We start from the raw sequence: 18,040 nt of genomic DNA, 5'->3' as shown, positions 1-18,040 counted from the left end.
GATGTGCTTGCTCCGTTTACTGAATTTGCGGAGGACATTATGACAAACCCATCCAATCCAGATACAACTTATGCGCCGGATCCGGCATTTGCCAAGGCAGCCCATGTGGACGCGGCAGGGTACACCAAGATGTATGCGGCCTCGATGGCTGACCCTGACGCCTTTTGGGCCGAGCAGGGCAAACGGTTGGACTGGATCAAGCCGTTTAGCCAAGTGTCGGATGTGGATTTCACCTTAGGGAACGTCAAAATCAACTGGTATGCGGATGGCACGTTGAATGTCGCGGCCAATTGTATTGACCGTCATTTGGCCACGCGCGGCGACCAAACAGCGATCATCTGGGAGCCCGACGATCCAACCAAAGATGATGCCAAGCACATCACCTACAAACAGTTGCACAGCTCGGTGTGCAAAATGGCGAATGTCCTTGAGGGGCTGGGCGTGCGCAAAGGGGACCGTGTGGTGATCTATCTGCCGATGATCCCCGAGGCAGCCTATGCCATGCTCGCCTGCGCAAGGATTGGTGCGATCCATTCGATCGTCTTCGCCGGCTTCTCGCCGGATGCGCTGGGCGCGCGGATCAACGGATGCGATGCCAAGGTGGTGATTACGGCCGACCACGCGCCACGGGGCGGACGATCTACCCCGTTGAAATCCAATGCCGACCAAGCGTTGCTGCATTGCAAGGACAGCGTGAAAAACTTGGTGGTTAAACGGACTGGCGAGCAGACCACATGGACCGATCGCGACTACGATTACAACGCGTTGGCGCTGGAGGCGAGTGACGTCTCCCTTCCCGCCGAGATGGGGGCCGAAGACCCGCTGTTTATCCTTTATACCTCCGGCTCTACGGGGCAGCCCAAGGGGGTTGTGCACTCTTCGGGCGGGTATCTGGCTTATGCCGCGATGACGCATCAATACACCTTCGACTATCACGATGGTGACATCTTCTGGTGCACCGCTGATGTTGGATGGGTCACGGGGCACAGCTATATTGTTTACGGCCCGCTGGCGAATGGGGCGACGACCATCATGTTCGAGGGCGTGCCAACCTACCCAGATGCAGGCCGGTTCTGGGATGTGTGCCAGAAGCACAAAGTGAACCAGTTTTACACCGCCCCAACTGCACTGCGGGCGTTGATGGGGCAGGGGAATAGCTATGTCGAAAAATACGACCTGAGCGATCTGAAGGTGCTTGGCACCGTGGGCGAGCCGATCAACCCAGAGGCGTGGACATGGTATTACAACGTCGTCGGCAAAGGGAAGGTTCCGATCGTGGACACATGGTGGCAGACCGAAACCGGTGGCCACCTGATGACCCCATTGCCGGGGGCCACAAACCTGAAGCCGGGATCGGCGCAGCAGCCGTTTTTCGGGATCAAACCTTTGGTGCTGGACCCGCAATCGGCCGAGGTGATTGAGGGCAATGACGTGGAGGGCGTGTTGGTCATCGCGAACTCTTGGCCAGGCCAAATGCGCAGCGTTTGGGGGGACCATGAACGGTTTGAGAAAACCTATTTCAGCGACTACCCCGGCTACTACTTCACGGGCGACGGCTGCAAGCGCGACGCGGATGGTGATTACTGGATTACGGGGCGCGTCGATGACGTGATCAACGTGTCCGGCCACCGTATGGGGACTGCGGAAGTTGAAAGCGCCCTTGTGGCACATGCCAAAGTGGCTGAGTCCGCCGTCGTGGGGTATCCGCATGACATCAAAGGGCAGGGCATCTACGCCTATGTCACCTTGATGAACGGTGAGGAGCCCACCGAAGAGCTGCGCAAAGAGCTTGAGACATGGGTCCGCGCCGAGATCGGCCCGATAGCCAAGCCGGATCTGATCCAATGGGCTCCGGGCCTGCCGAAAACACGTTCTGGCAAGATCATGCGCCGCATTTTGCGCAAGATCGCAGAGGATGACTTTGCCGCATTGGGTGACACCTCCACTTTGGCGGAGCCGGCAGTTGTGGACGACCTGATTGCCAACCGCATGAACCGGAAGAGCGCGTGATGGACGGAAGTTCTGTGACAACCCCCGCGCCCGTGCTGATCCTTCTGGGGCCACCTGGCGCGGGGAAAGGTACTCAAGCGCGCATGCTGGAGCAAAGCTTTGGCCTTGTGCAGCTATCGACCGGTGATCTGTTGCGCGCGGCGGTGGCTGCGGGCACGGATGCGGGGATCAAGGCTAAAACGGTGATGGACGCGGGCGGTTTGGTCAGCGACGACATCGTGCTGGCGATCCTGAAGGACCGTTTGGCAGACGCCGATTGTGCCAAAGGGGTTATCCTCGACGGATTTCCGCGCACCATCGGACAAGCCGCGGCACTGGACGAGCTGTTGCGGGAGGCGGGGCAGCAGATCAACGCTGCGATCTCATTGGATGTGGACGACGCGCAGATGGTTGCCCGAATTGCTGGTCGCTTTACCTGCAAGGGTTGCGGTGAAGGGTACCATGACACGTTTAAGGCGCCTGCTGTTGCAGAGGTTTGCGATAAATGTGGGGGCTCCGACATGGTCCGCCGCGCAGATGATACTGCGGAAACCGTGACCTCGCGTCTCGAGGCGTATCATGCGCAGACAGCACCGCTCATTGATTACTACGGCAGCAAAGACGCCTTAGAGCGGGTGGATGCCATGGGGGCGATCGAAGCCATCGCACAGGAATTAGGTGCGATCGTGGGGCGTGTGTCGGCCTAAATTGCCTCAAGGCTGGGGGTGCAATTTCGCAGGGCGTTAGTGCGCGCGCCCTTTGGGCTGGTCAATCACCTAGACTGAGCGTAAGCCGAATGCATGTTCGGAGACCACATCAAACGCCTGCAGCTGGATGACGCGAAAGCGCTGCCTTTCGTCCGCCAACCGGTGTTCTTGCTATTCTTGATGGCTTTCGCCATGCCCGTCGCCTTTGCGACATGGTCCGCGCTGCTGAACAACTTCGTCATTGAAGTGGCGGGTTTCACCGGTGTGGAAATCGGCTGGTTGCACACGGTGCGAGAAATCCCCGGATTTTTGGCCATTGGGGTGATCTTCTTGATCATTTTCATCCGAGAGCAAGTTCTGGGGCTGATCTCTTTGGTGTTGTTGGGGGCGGCCACGGCCATGACCTCTTTCTTCCCGCAATTTGGCGGCATTTTGATGCTTACGCTGCTGTCTAGCATCGGGTTTCACTACTATGAGACCGTCAATCAATCGCTGCAATTGCAGTGGATCGACAAAGACAAGGCGCCGCAAACACTGGGCTGGTTGACCGCAGCGGGGAGCTTCGCGTCGCTGATTGCCTATGGGTTGTTGGTGTTGACTTGGAAAACCTTCAATTTGAGCTACGAGGTGGTTTACCTGACCGCTGGCGGCGTGACCGTGCTGATTGCCGCATTTTGCCTGTTCTATTTCCCCCAGTTTGAAACCCCACACCCGCAGAACAAAACCATGGTGCTGCGCAAACGGTACTGGCTGTATTACGCATTGCAGTTTGTCTCGGGCGCGCGGCGGCAAATCTTCGTGGTGTTCGCAGCCTTTATGATGGTGGAGCGCTTCGGCTTTGAGGTGCATGAGATCACCGGCCTGTTCTTGATCAACTATGTGGCCAATATGATCTTCGCACCGCTGATCGGGCGGGCCATCGGGGTCTACGGGGAACGCAAGATGCTGATCTTTGAGTATGTCGGCCTGACGCTTGTGTTCTTGGCCTATGGCGGCATCTACTATTTCGGCTGGGGCGTCGTTTTGGCGGCGGGGCTATATGTAGTGAACCACCTGTTTTTCTCCATGGCCTTTGCACTGAAGACCTACTTCCAGAAGATTGCGGATCCCGCAGATATTGCCCCCACAGCGGCAGTGGCTTTTACCATTAACCACATTGCTGCAGTCTTCTTGCCTGTGGTGCTGGGCTATATGTGGATCTATTCGCCCGCATCGGTCTTTGTTGCGGCGGCGGGCATGGCGGTGACCTCATTGGTGCTGTCGATGCTCATTCCGCGCCACCCGAAGCCAGGCCATGAAACGATCCTCAGGCGGTTCAACGGCGCGCCAGCGCAGTAGCCAGCAGGGGTTGCACTGAGACGGGTAGCGGCCTAAGCGAAGGGCAACTTTAAGGAGCGACCTCAATGCCGACATATACAGCCCTGACGACCCTGATGGGGGAACCTGCCGCACAAGCTTTGGGGTTGGCGCTCGAGATGCTGGATCCTGCGCCAACCGGTGTGGGGGTGTTTGAGGTCGAGGACGACTCTGGCTTGTGGGAAGTCGGTGGCTATTTTCTGGAACAACCCAGCGATGTTGAGTTGGCGCTTTTGACCGCTGTGCATGATGCCAAGCCCTTTGTGGTATCCGAAATTCCTGAAACCGATTGGGTTGCTCATGTGCGCCGCGAACTGGCCCCTGTCGAGGCTGGGCGTTTCTTTGTCTATGGCAGCCATGACGCGGATAAAGTGCCATCTGACAAGGTCTCCCTTTTGATCGAGGCCGCGATGGCCTTCGGAACCGGCCATCACGGCACGACGCAGGGCTGCTTGTTGTCGCTAGAAGATTACGTCAGCGAAGGTGGGCGGGCATCGAATGTGATCGACGTAGGGTGCGGCACGGCTGTGTTGGCGATGGGTGCTGCGGCGGTCTGGGGCGATGTGGTGATCGCGTCTGACATTGACCCAGTGGCGGTTGAGGTCGCGGAAGTGAATGCACAGGCCAATGGAATGGCGGATAAAATCACTTGTCTGGAAGCCATCGGTTTCGGGCATGAGGCCATCGCCGCGAAGGCTCCGTTTGACTTGATCTTTGCGAATATCCTCAAGGGCCCTTTGATTGATCTGGCACCGGACATGGCTTCAAATTGCGCGCAGAACGGGACGATTATCCTGTCTGGCTTGCTGATCGATCAGGCCGAAGAAGTGCAGTCGGTCTATGAATCTTCGGGCTTTCAACTGTCGCAAAGACGCGACATTGGGGAATGGACTGCCCTTAGAATGTCCAAAAAGTAGAAATTTCTTAGGACTTTGTTAAGAAATCTGTTAGCCAAAGTTGAGAATGTGCAATTCATAAGCACTGGGAAAAACATTGGCAGACGTAAACAAAGACCGATTTATTGAGCGGTTGAACACCATTCAAAAGAAAGACGACCCCAAAAAGCGGGTGGTCCGAAAGGTCAATGAAGATGGCCTTGTCGTCGAGGTGGTCAAGCGGCGGCGCCGAAAACTCATACCAGTCAAAAGCATCGTCACAGCAGCGTTGATCTTTGTGATGCTGAAAGGCTTCGTCCTCGCCCAACTGGGGGAAGAGGAATATCAAAGCAGGATTGAGACTTTGGCCAAGGGCAACAGCATGCAAGTGTTGGCGGCCTTCTTGTTGGACGCGGATCCTGCGACCCGCGTGATGGCGGACGGCCTCAACATGGTATTTCGCAAGGCCTGAGCTGACCTGCAATCCGGAACGAAAAAAGCCACCCCATAGGGTGGCTTTCTAACGTCTGCGATCGAAAAAGAGGTAACTTACATGTTCCCCAAATCGAAGCGGTTCAGGCCAATGTCTTCCAGCTCACGCGCGGACAATGTGGACAGTGCGTTGCGTGTTGCGCGGCGGTCGTTCCATGCAACGATGGCGCCTGCCACAGCGGAGAAAAAGCCTTGAGCTTCGGCGCGGACGCCTTCGTTCAGCGAGCGGGTGGTTTCAATTACAGCCATGCGAGTCGTCCTTTTTTAAGTGTGCCTAAAGTTTGGGCGGTTTGTGTTTCTAACCCGCATCTAGGCCTCATGTCGGAGTCTCACAAGAATGATTTTTGCATGCCCCCTATGCACTTTCCGCATGGGTCGTGATCTATGGTAAACACCTTATTAATATGGTGAATCCCGCGCGGCCGAAGGTGTCGCAAACAGAATAGTTCGTGACGATTTTGTCGCGTTTGGCAGGGGCTTGGCGGGTTTGCGACCTAGGGGGGTCGTAATTGGCCTTTATGTCCGGTCTTGGCAAATGTTCTTGTTTCGTGCTACTTGTGACCCAAGAACAACAAAAAAGAGCAGGCCATGCGCGTCATAGGGATTGATCCAGGGTTGCGAAACCTCGGGTGGGGTATCATTGAAACAGACGGATCGCGGGTATCACATGTCGCGAATGGGGCCTGTCACTCGGCCACGGGCACCCCATTGGGGGACCGGCTGCTGAGCTTGCACCAGCAGTTGTCAGATGTGTTCACCCAATACGCCCCCGATACAGCCGGCGTCGAGCAAACCTTCGTCAACAAAGACGGCGCGGGCACCTTGAAGCTGGGACAAGCGCGCGGCATTGCAATGTTGGTGCCCGCACAATTCGGGTTGGGCATAGGCGAATACGCCCCCAACAAAATCAAAAAAACTGTCGTAGGTGTGGGGCATGCGGATAAAACGCAGGTCGCGCATATGGTGAAGATGCAACTGCCAGGCGTTGTCTTGACGGGGCCAGATGCCACGGATGCCTTGGCGATCGCCCTTTGCCATGCGTTTCACTCTCGAACGGGCAACACATTAAGCGCAGCACTCGCGAGGGCAGGGGCATGATCGGCAAACTCACAGGGCGGCTTGATTACCGCGCAACAGATCACGTTTTGATCGATGTCGGGGGCGTCGGCTATATGGTGTATTGCTCGGAGCGGACCATGGCCGTTTTGCCAAATGCCGGAGAGGCCGTATCGCTCTTTACCGAACTTTTGGTCCGCGAGGACGTCTTGCAGCTTTTCGGGTTCACCACATTGATCGAAAAAGAATGGCACCGCTTGTTGATGACCGTGCAGGGTGTCGGGGCAAAGGCCTCCATGGCGATTTTGTCGACGCTTGGCCCTGACGGCGTGTCGCGGGCGGTGACCTTGGGCGACTGGAACGCGATTAAGGCGGCCAAGGGCATTGGCCCCAAAACAGCGCAAAAGGTCGTGCTGGAGCTGAAAGACAAAGCCCCGAAAGTTATGGCAATGGGCGGCAGTTTGGCCGCGGCGCAGGGCGAGGTTGTGGCGGCCCCTGAGGAAGACACTGCGGTGCTAGAGCCCGTTGTCGCGGCCAGCAATGCCTCCACACAGGCCGAGGCGTTGTCTGCACTGACCAATCTGGGATACGCCCACGGAGATGCCGCAAGCGCTGTGGCGCAGGCTGCGGGAGAGGGGGCACAGAGTACGCCATCCCTGATCCGTGCTGCGTTAAAGCTGTTGGCCCCCAAGGAATAACGGTGAAGCTTCTTCTGGAAGAGCGGCCCACTGTGCGGCATAGAGATATGTATGAACGAACCTGACCCAACATTGCGCCCTGAGGCGCGACCGGATGATGCGGATCGCGCATTGCGCCCGCAAGGCCTCGATGAATTCATCGGTCAGGCCGAGGCACGTGCGAACCTGAAGGTGTTTATCGAAAGCGCCAAAACCCGCGGCGAGGCGATGGATCACACGTTGTTTCACGGCCCACCCGGCTTGGGGAAGACAACGCTGGCGCAGATTATGGCGCGTGAGCTAGGGGTGAACTTCCGCATGACCAGTGGCCCTGTGCTGGCAAAGGCAGGCGATCTAGCGGCGATCCTGACCAATTTGGAAGCCCGCGACGTTTTGTTCATCGACGAAATTCACCGGCTCAATCCTGTGGTCGAGGAAATCTTATACCCCGCACTTGAGGATTTTGAGCTGGATTTGGTGATCGGCGAAGGGCCTGCCGCGCGAACGGTGCGAATAGAGCTGCAACCCTTCACGCTTGTCGGGGCCACGACCCGCTTGGGTTTGTTGACGACGCCGCTTCGTGACCGTTTTGGCATTCCGACCCGTTTGCAGTTCTACACCGAGCAGGAGCTGCATGAAATCGTGCGCCGTGGTGCGCGGCTTTTGGGTGTTCCTTGCGAAGACGACGGCGCGCTTGAGATTGCACGCCGTGCGCGTGGTACACCGCGTATTGCCGGACGCTTGTTGCGCCGCGTTGTCGATTTCGCAATCGTCGAGGGCGGGGGCAAGATCACCCGTGATCTGGCCGACAGCGCTTTGACGCGTCTTGGTGTGGATCATCTTGGATTGGATGGTGCGGACAGGCGCTACTTGCGATTGGTCGCCGAAAATTATGGCGGCGGTCCGGTCGGGATTGAGACGATGTCCGCAGCCCTTTCAGAAAGCCGCGATGCATTGGAAGAGGTGATCGAGCCTTACCTGCTGCAACAAGGTCTGATACAGCGCACCCCGCGCGGGCGCATGCTGGCGCAAAAGGCGTGGACCCATTTGGGGTTGGATGCGCCGGCGATACGAAACGACTTGTTTGAAGGATAAAGCCCTGTGGTTTTTGAAGTAACAGCGCAAAGCGTGGAGAAAATGTTCACCCGCGCGGATGGCACCTATCAATTCGCCCGCTGGGGCCGCCCTGTGGCACCGGTGGCTTTTGGGGTGGAAGACAGCGCGGTGGCGATCTTGAAAGGGGCCATTGATGCGGTGTGCCGCTTGGCAGGTCATGAGATGGCCGAGACGGATGCAGAGCTGGGGTCAAATTTCATGGTGTTCTTCGTGCGCGACTGGCAAGAGCTGTCCGACACGCCGAACTTGGACAAGATGATCCCCGAGCTGGGGCCGCTGGTCGGGCGACTGAAATCGGCAGATGCGAACCAATACCGATTGTTCCGCTTCGACGAAGAGGGCGCGATCAAAGCCTGCTTTGTGTTTCTGCGCATGGATAATGCGATGGCAGAGCTGCCGGCTGATACGCTTTGCTTGGGGCAAGCGGTGCAATCCATGTTGCTGTGGTCCGAGGCCGCATTTGCCACATCCTCCCCCTTGGCGATGACTGGCGACAACGTGGCAATTTTGAAACCCGACGTCGCGAATGTCATTCGTGCGGCCTATGATCCGGTCATGCCTGTTGCGGCTGGGGATGCGTCTCATGCGTTGCGTATGGCGGCCCGTGTCGGGGCGCTGGTCTCGTGAGGCAGGCATTTCGCGAGAAGGCGATCGCGATCTGCACAGATAAGATTGCCAAAAAGGGCGAGGGCGTCGGGCTGTCGTTCTACGCGTTTTTCCACAATAAGAACGACACTCCTGAAGAACTGATGGAGGTCGCGACGTGGTGGATCAAGACCCACAGGCTGGACCACTTTGAGAAAGCCCTGAAAATCCGCGCGATGATGGAGGCAGGAGAGTAGCCTATGACGCATGTGTTCGATTTGCGGGTCTACTACGAGGATACCGACCTCGCTGGGATCGTTTATTATGCCAACTATCTGAAGTTCATCGAGCGCGCTCGAAGTGAATGGGTGCGTGAGATCGGCGTCGATCAAGTCGCGCTGAAAACCGACAAAGGCATCGTGTTCGCTGTTCGGCGCGTAGAGGCCGACTACATCGCCCCCGCCAAGTTTGACGACAGTCTGCAGGTCGAAACTGTGGTGCAGGCGCTCACCGCAGCGCGCATCACGCTCACGCAAGATGTCAAACGTGGCAATGAAATCTTGTTTAAATCGGTAGTGACCTTGGTTTGTCTGGGCGAAAACGGCCGCCCCTTGCGACTTCCGGCGGATATTCGCCAGTTGATGCAACGGTAACGGGAATTTTTCTGCCCTTCCCACGTCAAATGTAGCAATGCACTACCAAAGCGGCTATTCTACAGTCAATCAAGCCGCGCAAAGCGGTAATAAACAAGGCGAGCAGGTAATATGGAAGCTGAGGCAATCGGCCTAGCCAGCGACGTGGACTTTTCAGTCACGGCGCTTTTTTGGCGGGCAACAATCATCGTTAAACTGGTCATGCTGATGCTTATCGGGGCCTCCTTCTGGGGCTGGGGCATCATCGTGCAGAAGTTTATCAACTTCCGAAAAGCCCGTGCCGAAGCCGAGGAGTTCGACCGCGCTTTCTGGTCGGGAGAGCCTCTGGACGAATTGTTTGAGAAAGTCGGCGGCGACCCGCAGGGCGCTTCGCAAAAGATTTTCGCTGCGGGGATGTCCGAATGGCAACGCTCGCACAAAGAGGACGGGCAGCTGATCGCAGGGGCGACGGCACGGATTGACCGCTCTATGGATGTGGCGATTGCCAAGGTCGAAGAGAACTTGAACAACGGCCTGACCTTCTTGGCAACCGTTGGGTCTACCGCGCCGTTCATCGGGCTGTTTGGTACCGTTTGGGGGATCAAGCACGCCTTTGAGGAAATCGCGATTGCGCAAAGCACCAATCTGGCGGTCGTGGCCCCGGGTATTGCGGAAGCCTTGGTTGCGACGGCATTGGGGTTGGTCGCCGCGATCCCCGCTGTGATTTTCTACAACAAACTGTCCACAGACGCTGATCGCATCATGTCCGGCTATGAGGCGTTTGCTGACGAATTCACCACGATCCTTTCGCGCCAGTTGGACGCTTAAGCCATGGCAGGTGGCACGATCCAAGGCGCATCCTCCGGCGGGCGTCGCGGCAAGCGGCGCAAGGGTGGCGCGAAGCCGATGTCCGAGATCAACGTGACGCCCTTTGTGGATGTCATGCTGGTGTTGTTGATTATCTTTATGGTCGCGGCCCCGCTGCTGACCGTGGGGGTGCCGGTGGAATTGCCAAAAACCGCGGCCTCCGCCTTACCGCAGGAACAAGAAGAACCGTTGACGATCACTGTGCAGGCGGATGGTCAGCTGTCTATCCAGAACACGCAGATTGCAGATGACGACCTGATCGGCCGCTTGCAGGCGATCGCAGCAGAACGCGCCGATGACAAGGTCTTCCTGCGCGCGGACGGCGCGATCCCTTATGAGCGGGTCGTGCAGGTCATGGGGGCCCTGAACAAAGGCGGCTTTTCAAACATCGGATTGGTGACGGACACTGGCGGGCCATCGCTTGATGGGCAGGGCGAGTAACGCGCCATGCGCATGTCTCCCAACACGGGCACATATGTTTCGGGCATGGGCCACGCGGCCTTTATCCTCTACTTGATTGTAGGGGGGTTCTTCGTATCGCGGGAAACGGATTTGGACGTGGAGGTCAGCAACGTCTCGATTATCTCGGGCGAGGATTTTGAAGCCATGCAGGCCCAATCCCCCGGGGAGCCGGACTTGCCACCTGCACCCGTGACCCCAGTTGACGTGGATCAACCGGCGCCCGCTGTAGAGCCGGACACCCCAAGTGATCCGCCCCCCCCAACCCCTGACCCGATTGAGCCGGAGGTGGTAGAACCTGATCCGCTGCCCCCTGAGCCGGTTGACCCTGTAGAAACCCCACCCACACCGGAACAGCCTGAGGCCCCAGAGGTGGACGGCGACCCCGGTGCGACCTTGATTGTGCCCAACGTGCGCCCCGTCCCGCGCCCTGCGGAACGGATTGCGGATGAGGTAGTGGAACAACCTGATCCAGAAGTTGAAATTGGCGAGACCGACCAAGATGCCACCGCACCTGCGGCCGATCCTACGCCCGTAGAAGAGGCGCAAGAGGAGACCGCGCGCGAAGAGTCCACAACGCAGATCGTGACAGAAGCCGACGAACCTTCGACCTCTGCGCCGACCAAATCGGCAAGACCGGGGCGCAAGCCAAAGGCACCGGCACCGCAGGTGGCTGAGACAACAGCACCGAGCCTTGCGGACAGCATCAATAGTGCCGTGGCCGAGGCCAATACCGAGACAGCCGTATCTGACAATGAGAACCCCGGTGGCGGCACATCTTCACCCATCACCCGCCAAGAAGAGGGCGCGTTTATCTTGGGTATTCAGAAATGTTGGAACGTCGGGGCTTTGGGCACGGATGCCTTAGCGGTGTCCGTCGTCGTGGGCTTCAAGTTGGATCAAGCTGCCAAGCCGGATGTGGGATCGATCAAACTGATTTCGTCCAAAGGCGGTAGTGGTGCGGCTGTTGACAAAGCTTACCAAGCGGCACGGCGCGCAATCATCATTTGCGGGTCTGACGGCTACAACCTTCCCCTCGACAAATATGACCAATGGCGTGAAGTTCAGGTGAGCTTCAACGCGACGAGCAAAGAGATAAGATGACCGTAATGGCGCACACAGGCCCAACCGCGAGGCGGCGTGAAAGGAATTCAAGCATGATGAAACAACTTCTCAAATGTCTGAGCTTGGTGGCCGCAATAGGCTTCAGCACCTTGGCGTCAACGGCCCCTGCAACGGCGCAGGACTGCCAAGAGGGCGTGCTGTGTATCGAGATGAACAACCCCAACATTGAGCCACTGCCCTTCGCAGCGCCTGCGTTCATCGCGGAATCTGCAGGAGCGGATCAATATGCCCGCGATCTCGCGGCTGTGGTTGCGGCGGATCTGCAAGGCTCCGGCCTGTTTCGTGCGATCAGCCAAGACGCGTTCATCAGCCAAATCACCAATTTCGACAGCCCCGTTCAATATGCGGACTGGAAAGCGATCAACGCGCAAGCCTTGGTGACGGGGGCGGTTTCCGTCACCGGCGACGGCCAAATCATCGTTAAGTTTCGCCTGTTTGACGTGTTTTCCGAAAATCAGATGGGCGAAGGGCTGCAATTTGTAGGCTCCACTAAGGGGTGGCGTCGCATGGCGCATAAGGTGGCAGATGCCGTCTATTCACGGATCACCGGTGAGGGCGGCTACTTCGACAGCCGCACGGTGTTTGTGTCCGAGACCGGCCCCAAGAACGCGCGTCTAAAGCGGCTGGCTGTGATGGATTACGACGGCGCGAACCAGCAGTTCCTGACCGATGCGCAGGCGATTGTTTTGGCCCCACGCTTTTCCCCAAATGGCGACCGCGTTTTGTATACGTCCTACGAGAGCGGCTTTCCCAAAATTTATGTCCTCGACGTGGCCTCTGTGGGTCGCCGTGTGCTGCAAGACCAGCCCGGCACCATGAGCTTCGCGCCACGATTTGCGCCCAATGGTCAGGATGTGGTGTTCTCGCTGACAACCGGATCAAACACCGACATCTATAAGCTGAACCTTGCCTCTGGGCAGCGCACGCAGCTTACCTCTAGCCCCGCAATCGAGACCGCCCCCAGCTATTCGCCGGATGGCACGCAGATCGTGTTCGAGAGCGACCGCTCCGGCACTCAACAGCTGTACGTCATGAACGCAGGCGGCGGGGAGGCCACCCGCATTTCCTTTGGGCAGGGGCGCTACGGCACGCCGGTTTGGTCCCCGCGCGGTGACTTGGTGGCCTTTACCAAGCAAAACCGCGGGCGCTTTCACATCGGGGTGATGCGCGTGGATGGATCGGGGGAACGGCTGCTGACCGCATCCTTCTTGGATGAAGGTCCGACATGGTCCCCGAATGGCCGCGTGATCATGTTCACGCGCGAGACTGCCGGCTCTGGCGGGTCCTCGACGCTGTATTCTGTGGATATTTCGGGGCGAAACCTGAAAGCCGTGCAAGCGAACGCATCGGACCCGAGCTGGTCACCGCTGTTGAAATAAACCGTGAGATTCCCTTTGCGCCGCGTTCATGCTAGGTTCGGCGCAATCGAGCAAAACCATAATGGCCCATAAGGATCAAACCCAATGAAGACGTTTACCAAGGTCGTATTTCTGACCACCTCGCTGGCGCTGGCCGCCTGTGCAAAAAGCCCGTTTGACCGCAGCGGCGACGCTGCTGGGGCTGGGGCGAATGGATTGGACAACGGTGGCGTGTCCACATCCGCGTTAAGCCCCAACAGCCCAGCCTATTTCAACCAAACCATCGGCGACAAAGTGCTGTTTAATGTGGATCAATCCACCATCAACGACACGGCCCGTGCGACCTTGACCCAACAGGCGAACTGGCTGAACACCAACACGACCTACAACGCAATCATTGAAGGCCATGCGGACGAGCAGGGCACACGCGAATACAACCTTGCGTTGGGCGCGCGCCGAGCGGCCGCAGCCCGCGATTTCCTTGTCGCGAACGGTGTTGCCGACAACCGCCTGCGTACGGTGACCTTCGGCAAGGAACGCCCGCTTGAGGTCTGTTCAACCGAGGCATGTTATGCGAAAAACCGACGTGCGGTGACTGTGATCTCCGCAGGTGTAGGCAGCTGATAGGCTAAGAATATGCGCAAGGTTCTAATGTGTTTGAGTTTCGCTCTAAGTGTCGGCCCCTTGGCCGCGCAGGACCAGAGCCTTGCGGATATACGCAGTGAGTTGGGGCAGTTGAATGCGTCTATTGCTCAGCTGCGCTCGGAGTTGGCGGCGGGCAACACCGGCGGGTTAACCATCACCGGCGACGTGCTGCAACGCATCGATATCATCGAAGCGGGACTGGCGCGCCTGACCTCCAAGACCGAAAGCCTGGAGAACCGTATCAACCGCGTTGTCAGCGATGGCACAACGCGTGTTGGTGACTTGGAATTCCGCTTGTGCGAACTGGAGGCGGGATGTGATCTAGGCTCTGTCGGGCAAGCGCCTCCATTGGGCGGCGAGGCGGGCGCAGGTAATGGTGCGGCTCCGGTTGCCGTGGCCCCGTCAGCCACCCCAAACGCAGGTGGTGCCGAACTTGCAGTTTCAGAAAAAGCAGACTTCGAGCGGGCGCAGGCGGCGCTCGCATCAGGTGACTTTCAACGCGCCGCACAAGAGTTTGCGACCTTTAATGAATCCTATCCGGGGGGGCCGCTAGCCGCAGAAGCGTATTTCTTCGGGGGGCAAGCCTTTGCGCAATCGGGCGATTGGAACAATGCGGCTCGGTCCTATTTGGAAAGCTTCTCTGGCTCTCCTGATGCCCCGCGTGCCCCTGAAGCGTTGATGCGATTGGGCTTGGCCCTATATGAGCTGGGTCAATCGGAGGAAGCCTGCTTGATGCTGAAAGAGGTCGGCGTGCGCTATCCCGGATCGGATCAGGTGCTGGCGGCGAACTCATCGATGCGCAACCTTGGTTGCCAGTGAACGCGCCTGAACTTCCCGACGATATCTTATCCCTGATTCACCGCGATAAAGTGATCGGCGTTGCTGTTTCTGGCGGCAGCGACAGCATGGGCTTGCTGCATCTTTTGTTGCAAGCAGGGGCGAAGGTTAGTGTCGCTACGGTGAACCACAATCTACGGGACGAGGCGGCGACCGAGGCGCAGGTCGTGGCGGATTTTTGTGCAAGCCACGGCGTGCCCCATGACGTTTTGCATTGGCGCTGGGACGGGCAGGGCAATTTGTCCGATCAAGCGCGGCGCGGTCGATATGATCTGCTGGCAGATTGGGCCTCGCGGGTCGGGGCGTGTGCGGTGGCCTTGGGGCATACCGCCGACGACAACATCGAGACGTTCCTTATGGGTCTTTCACGCGGCGCGGGGCTGGACGGGCTATCCGGAATGCGCCCCGAGTTTGAGACCGCTGGCGTCACCTTTTTGCGCCCTTTGTTGACGGCCCGTCGCGCTGATCTGCAAGACGTGCTGGCGCGGGCCGGCGTCAGATGGTGTGACGACCCAACGAATGACGATCCAAGCTACCACCGCGTTCAGGTGCGTCAAAATATGAATGCGCTGAAAGCCGTGGGGATTTCCCCAGAACAAATTTTGATGTCGGTCAGCAATCTGCACGCCACGCGACGTGACGTGAATGCGGATTTGGCCCGCGCTGTCGAAGGGCGATTTTGTCTTGAGTTGGGGGATGTTTGCTTTGAACTGGATTGGGTGGAAACCCTGTCCCCTGAGTCGCAACGCAGGGTGTTGAATTCGGCCCTTCAATTCGTGTCGGGACGCGAATACCCCCCGCGCGGAGCCAAGATTATGCGGGTTCTGGCAGATCTACGCCAAAAATCTGTTTTGCACGGTTGCGTGATTACCCAAGACGCGCAGCGCTTGAGGATCGGCCGTGAATATAGCGCGGTCGCTGACTTGATCACGCCTTCAGCCGAGGTGTGGGACGGGCGGTGGATTGCCCAAGGTCCACACAGTAAAACCACTGAAATTCGGGCTTTGGGCGAAGCAGGATTGGCTCAATGCGGTGAGGTTTGGCGTGATGCGGGCGCTGCGCGAAGCCGCATTTTGGCGTTGCCCTCGATCTGGGACGATGGCCGTTTACTGGCCGCACCTTTGGCCGGTTTGGCGAACAATTGGGCGATTTCTCTGCGGCAACACGAGAATGAGTACCTAGAGTTTGTTTTATCGCATTGAACCTGCGCCACTTATCCCTATTTTAAGGGGAACGGCTGTATACGACGTAAGTATCTGCGTCGAAGCCGAGCTGATTTAGGAGAATTCCCTTGGGCAACGCGAGAAATATCGCTTTCTGGGTCGTATTGTTTTTACTGATCCTCGCTCTTTTTAACCTGTTCAACAGCGGGCAATCCGCGGCCGACTCACGTGTGATTCCGTATTCGGACTTTGTGGCGCGGGTTGAGGCTGGCAATGTGAGCGAAGTCACATTGGACGGCGAGAACATCATACTGAAATCCGGCAACGAGAGCTTCACCACGATTAAGCCTGAAGGTGTCGATGTGACGCCGGTTCTGCTTGAGAATAAGGTGGCGATCGAGGCCAAGAGCCAAGAACAAAGCGGTATCCTTGCCTATGTCGGCACGTTGTTCCCCTTCCTTGTGATCATTGGCATCTGGATTTTCTTCATGAACCGCATGCAAGGTGGCGGCAAAGGCGGCGCGATGGGCTTCGGCAAATCCAAGGCCAAGTTGCTGACCGAGAAGCAAGGCCGCGTCACTTTTGACGACGTTGCGGGCATCGACGAGGCGAAGGATGACCTTGAAGAGATCGTTGAATTTTTGCGGAACCCGCAGAAGTTTAGCCGCTTGGGTGGGAAAATTCCAAAAGGTGCGCTTTTGGTGGGCCCTCCTGGTACTGGTAAAACACTGCTTGCACGTGCTGTTGCCGGTGAGGCTGGCGTGCCGTTCTTTACAATTTCGGGATCCGATTTCGTCGAGATGTTCGTTGGTGTCGGTGCATCTCGTGTGCGTGACATGTTTGAGCAGGCGAAAAAGAACGCACCGTGCATTGTGTTTATCGACGAGATCGACGCTGTTGGCCGCTCACGTGGGGCCGGATACGGCGGCGGTAATGACGAACGCGAGCAGACACTGAACCAACTTCTGGTTGAGATGGACGGCTTCGAAGCCAATGAAGGCATTATCATCGTTGCGGCGACCAACCGGCCCGATGTTTTGGACCCCGCACTTTTGCGCCCAGGCCGGTTTGACCGCCAAGTTCAAGTGCCGAACCCTGACATCAAAGGCCGTGAGAAAATTTTGCGTGTGCATGCGCGCAAGGTGCCTCTTGGTCCTGACGTCGATCTGCGCATCATTGCGCGCGGCTCTCCCGGGTTTTCGGGGGCTGATTTGGCCAACCTTGTGAATGAATCTGCGCTTATGGCGGCGCGTGTTGGACGTCGTTTTGTGACGATGGAAGACTTCGAGAACGCCAAGGATAAAGTCATGATGGGGTCGGAGCGTCGCTCTATGGTGATGACCGAGGACGAAAAAGCCCTCACCGCGTATCACGAAGCGGGTCACGCCATTGTGGGCCTAAATGTGCCGCAGCATGACCCAATCCACAAAGCAACGATCATTCCCCGTGGTCGGGCCTTGGGCTTGGTGATGAGCTTGCCGGAACGCGATCAACTGTCGGTTTCCAAAACCAAATACACGTCGAAGATCGCCATGGCGATGGGTGGCAAGGTTGCTGAGGAGCTGAAGTTTGGCCCAGAGAACGTCACCTCTGGTGCGACGTCTGACATCCAGCAAGTGTCCAAAATTGCCCGCGCAATGGTCACGCAATTCGGTTTTTCCGAAGAGCTGGGGCATGTCGATTATGCCAATGAACAGCAGTCTCATTTGGGAGCTTATAGCGGTGGGACAAGCCACTCGCAGGAAACCCAAAAGATCATCGACCAGAAGGTGAAAGAGCTGGTGGATACCGGCTATGAGACCGCCAAGCGCATCCTGACCGAGAAGAACGAGGAATGGGAACGTCTGGCACAAGGTTTGCTGGAATATGAAACATTGACCGGCGCCGAGATCGCGAAGGTTGTTGCTGGACAGCCGCTAAACCGTGGTGATGACGAGGAAGACGACACGCCTGATAGTGGCACGACCTCGGTCGCGGCGATTCCCAAAACCCGCAAGTCGAAAACTCCGAAATCGGATGGCGGCATGGAACCTGAACCTTCTGCCTAAACCGTAAAACAAGTTTGATGCTTACAGCGCTCCGCCAGAAATGTCGGGGCGCT

The 18,040-nt window shown here is 57.6% G+C and carries 20 protein-coding genes; 19 read left to right on the top strand and 1 reads right to left on the bottom strand.

Features of this window, described 5'->3' with window-relative positions; translation table 11 throughout:
• Window positions 1-39 precede the first annotated feature (39 nt).
• From acs to Q0746_RS04715, 5 genes are all read left to right on the top strand, one after another.
• Window positions 40-2,010: an acetate--CoA ligase gene (acs, locus tag Q0746_RS04735; protein ID WP_298257702.1), complete on the top strand. Its 1,971-nt coding sequence runs from the start codon at window positions 40-42 to the stop codon at window positions 2,008-2,010.
• Window positions 2,010-2,696: an adenylate kinase gene (locus tag Q0746_RS04730; RefSeq protein ID WP_298257700.1), complete on the top strand. Its 687-nt coding sequence runs from the start codon at window positions 2,010-2,012 to the stop codon at window positions 2,694-2,696. Before acs ends, Q0746_RS04730 begins: the two co-directional genes overlap by 1 nt.
• A 93-nt stretch (window positions 2,697-2,789) precedes the next feature.
• Window positions 2,790-4,034 carry an MFS transporter gene (locus tag Q0746_RS04725; RefSeq protein ID WP_298257698.1) on the top strand — a complete coding sequence of 415 codons (1,245 nt, stop codon included), beginning with the start codon at window positions 2,790-2,792 and terminating at the stop codon, window positions 4,032-4,034.
• Between the two features lie 65 nt (window positions 4,035-4,099).
• Entirely contained in the window at window positions 4,100-4,969 is an 870-nt protein-coding gene (locus Q0746_RS04720) for a 50S ribosomal protein L11 methyltransferase (protein ID WP_298257696.1), read from the top strand.
• 76 nt (window positions 4,970-5,045) lie between these two features.
• A complete protein-coding gene (locus Q0746_RS04715; protein WP_298257694.1) occupies window positions 5,046-5,399 on the top strand; it encodes a hypothetical protein in 354 nt (117 codons plus the stop codon).
• Window positions 5,400-5,476: 77 nt separating this feature from the next.
• Here the strand turns inward: Q0746_RS04715 and Q0746_RS04710 are convergent, their stop codons facing one another.
• Window positions 5,477-5,668, bottom strand: coding sequence for a DUF1127 domain-containing protein (locus Q0746_RS04710; protein WP_298257692.1), 192 nt, complete (start codon window positions 5,666-5,668; stop codon window positions 5,477-5,479).
• Between the two features lie 339 nt (window positions 5,669-6,007).
• Between Q0746_RS04710 and ruvC the strand changes: the two genes are divergently transcribed.
• From ruvC to ftsH, 14 genes are all read left to right on the top strand, one after another.
• Entirely contained in the window at window positions 6,008-6,517 is a 510-nt protein-coding gene (gene ruvC / locus Q0746_RS04705) for a crossover junction endodeoxyribonuclease RuvC (RefSeq protein ID WP_298257690.1), read from the top strand.
• The gene (ruvA, locus tag Q0746_RS04700; RefSeq protein WP_298257688.1) at window positions 6,514-7,173 is read left to right on the top strand and encodes a Holliday junction branch migration protein RuvA; all 660 of its coding nucleotides are present in this window, start codon (window positions 6,514-6,516) and stop codon (window positions 7,171-7,173) included. The genes ruvC and ruvA overlap by 4 nt, the downstream gene beginning before the upstream one ends.
• Before the next feature lie 51 nt (window positions 7,174-7,224).
• Complete coding sequence (gene ruvB, locus Q0746_RS04695) at window positions 7,225-8,247, top strand: Holliday junction branch migration DNA helicase RuvB (protein WP_298257686.1); 1,023 nt, start codon at window positions 7,225-7,227, stop codon at window positions 8,245-8,247.
• A gap of 42 nt (window positions 8,248-8,289) precedes the next feature.
• Window positions 8,290-8,895, top strand: a complete 606-nt coding sequence (locus tag Q0746_RS04690) for a hypothetical protein (RefSeq protein WP_298258063.1) — start codon at window positions 8,290-8,292, stop codon at window positions 8,893-8,895.
• The gene (locus Q0746_RS04685; protein WP_298257684.1) at window positions 8,892-9,110 is read left to right on the top strand and encodes a DUF6500 family protein; all 219 of its coding nucleotides are present in this window, start codon (window positions 8,892-8,894) and stop codon (window positions 9,108-9,110) included. Before Q0746_RS04690 ends, Q0746_RS04685 begins: the two co-directional genes overlap by 4 nt.
• Window positions 9,111-9,113: 3 nt before the next feature.
• Complete coding sequence (gene ybgC, locus Q0746_RS04680; RefSeq protein WP_298257682.1) at window positions 9,114-9,506, top strand: tol-pal system-associated acyl-CoA thioesterase; 393 nt, start codon at window positions 9,114-9,116, stop codon at window positions 9,504-9,506.
• 111 nt (window positions 9,507-9,617) lie between these two features.
• Window positions 9,618-10,313 carry a protein TolQ gene (gene tolQ / locus Q0746_RS04675; protein ID WP_298257680.1) on the top strand — a complete coding sequence of 232 codons (696 nt, stop codon included), beginning with the start codon at window positions 9,618-9,620 and terminating at the stop codon, window positions 10,311-10,313.
• A gap of 3 nt (window positions 10,314-10,316) precedes the next feature.
• Window positions 10,317-10,793 (top strand): protein TolR, encoded by a 477-nt coding sequence (gene tolR / locus Q0746_RS04670; RefSeq protein WP_298257678.1) that lies wholly within the window; start codon window positions 10,317-10,319, stop codon window positions 10,791-10,793.
• A gap of 6 nt (window positions 10,794-10,799) precedes the next feature.
• Window positions 10,800-11,915 (top strand): energy transducer TonB, encoded by a 1,116-nt coding sequence (locus Q0746_RS04665; RefSeq protein WP_298257676.1) that lies wholly within the window; start codon window positions 10,800-10,802, stop codon window positions 11,913-11,915.
• 53 nt (window positions 11,916-11,968) lie between these two features.
• Window positions 11,969-13,315, top strand: coding sequence for a Tol-Pal system beta propeller repeat protein TolB (gene tolB, locus Q0746_RS04660; protein WP_298257674.1), 1,347 nt, complete (start codon window positions 11,969-11,971; stop codon window positions 13,313-13,315).
• Window positions 13,316-13,399: 84 nt separating this feature from the next.
• Window positions 13,400-13,918, top strand: coding sequence for a peptidoglycan-associated lipoprotein Pal (gene pal / locus Q0746_RS04655; protein ID WP_298257672.1), 519 nt, complete (start codon window positions 13,400-13,402; stop codon window positions 13,916-13,918).
• Between the two features lie 12 nt (window positions 13,919-13,930).
• Window positions 13,931-14,758: a tol-pal system protein YbgF gene (ybgF, locus tag Q0746_RS04650; RefSeq protein ID WP_298257671.1), complete on the top strand. Its 828-nt coding sequence runs from the start codon at window positions 13,931-13,933 to the stop codon at window positions 14,756-14,758.
• Window positions 14,755-15,978 carry a tRNA lysidine(34) synthetase TilS gene (gene tilS / locus Q0746_RS04645; protein ID WP_298257669.1) on the top strand — a complete coding sequence of 408 codons (1,224 nt, stop codon included), beginning with the start codon at window positions 14,755-14,757 and terminating at the stop codon, window positions 15,976-15,978. The genes ybgF and tilS overlap by 4 nt, the downstream gene beginning before the upstream one ends.
• A gap of 89 nt (window positions 15,979-16,067) precedes the next feature.
• Window positions 16,068-17,987 carry an ATP-dependent zinc metalloprotease FtsH gene (gene ftsH, locus Q0746_RS04640; RefSeq protein WP_298257667.1) on the top strand — a complete coding sequence of 640 codons (1,920 nt, stop codon included), beginning with the start codon at window positions 16,068-16,070 and terminating at the stop codon, window positions 17,985-17,987.
• The last annotated feature ends 53 nt before the right edge of the window (window positions 17,988-18,040 follow it).

Source organism: uncultured Litoreibacter sp. (genome assembly GCF_947487515.1).
Lineage (GTDB): Bacteria > Pseudomonadota > Alphaproteobacteria > Rhodobacterales > Rhodobacteraceae > Litoreibacter.
Note: the sequence above shows the minus strand (reverse complement) of the source record. Positions and strands in the feature narration are given on the sequence as shown.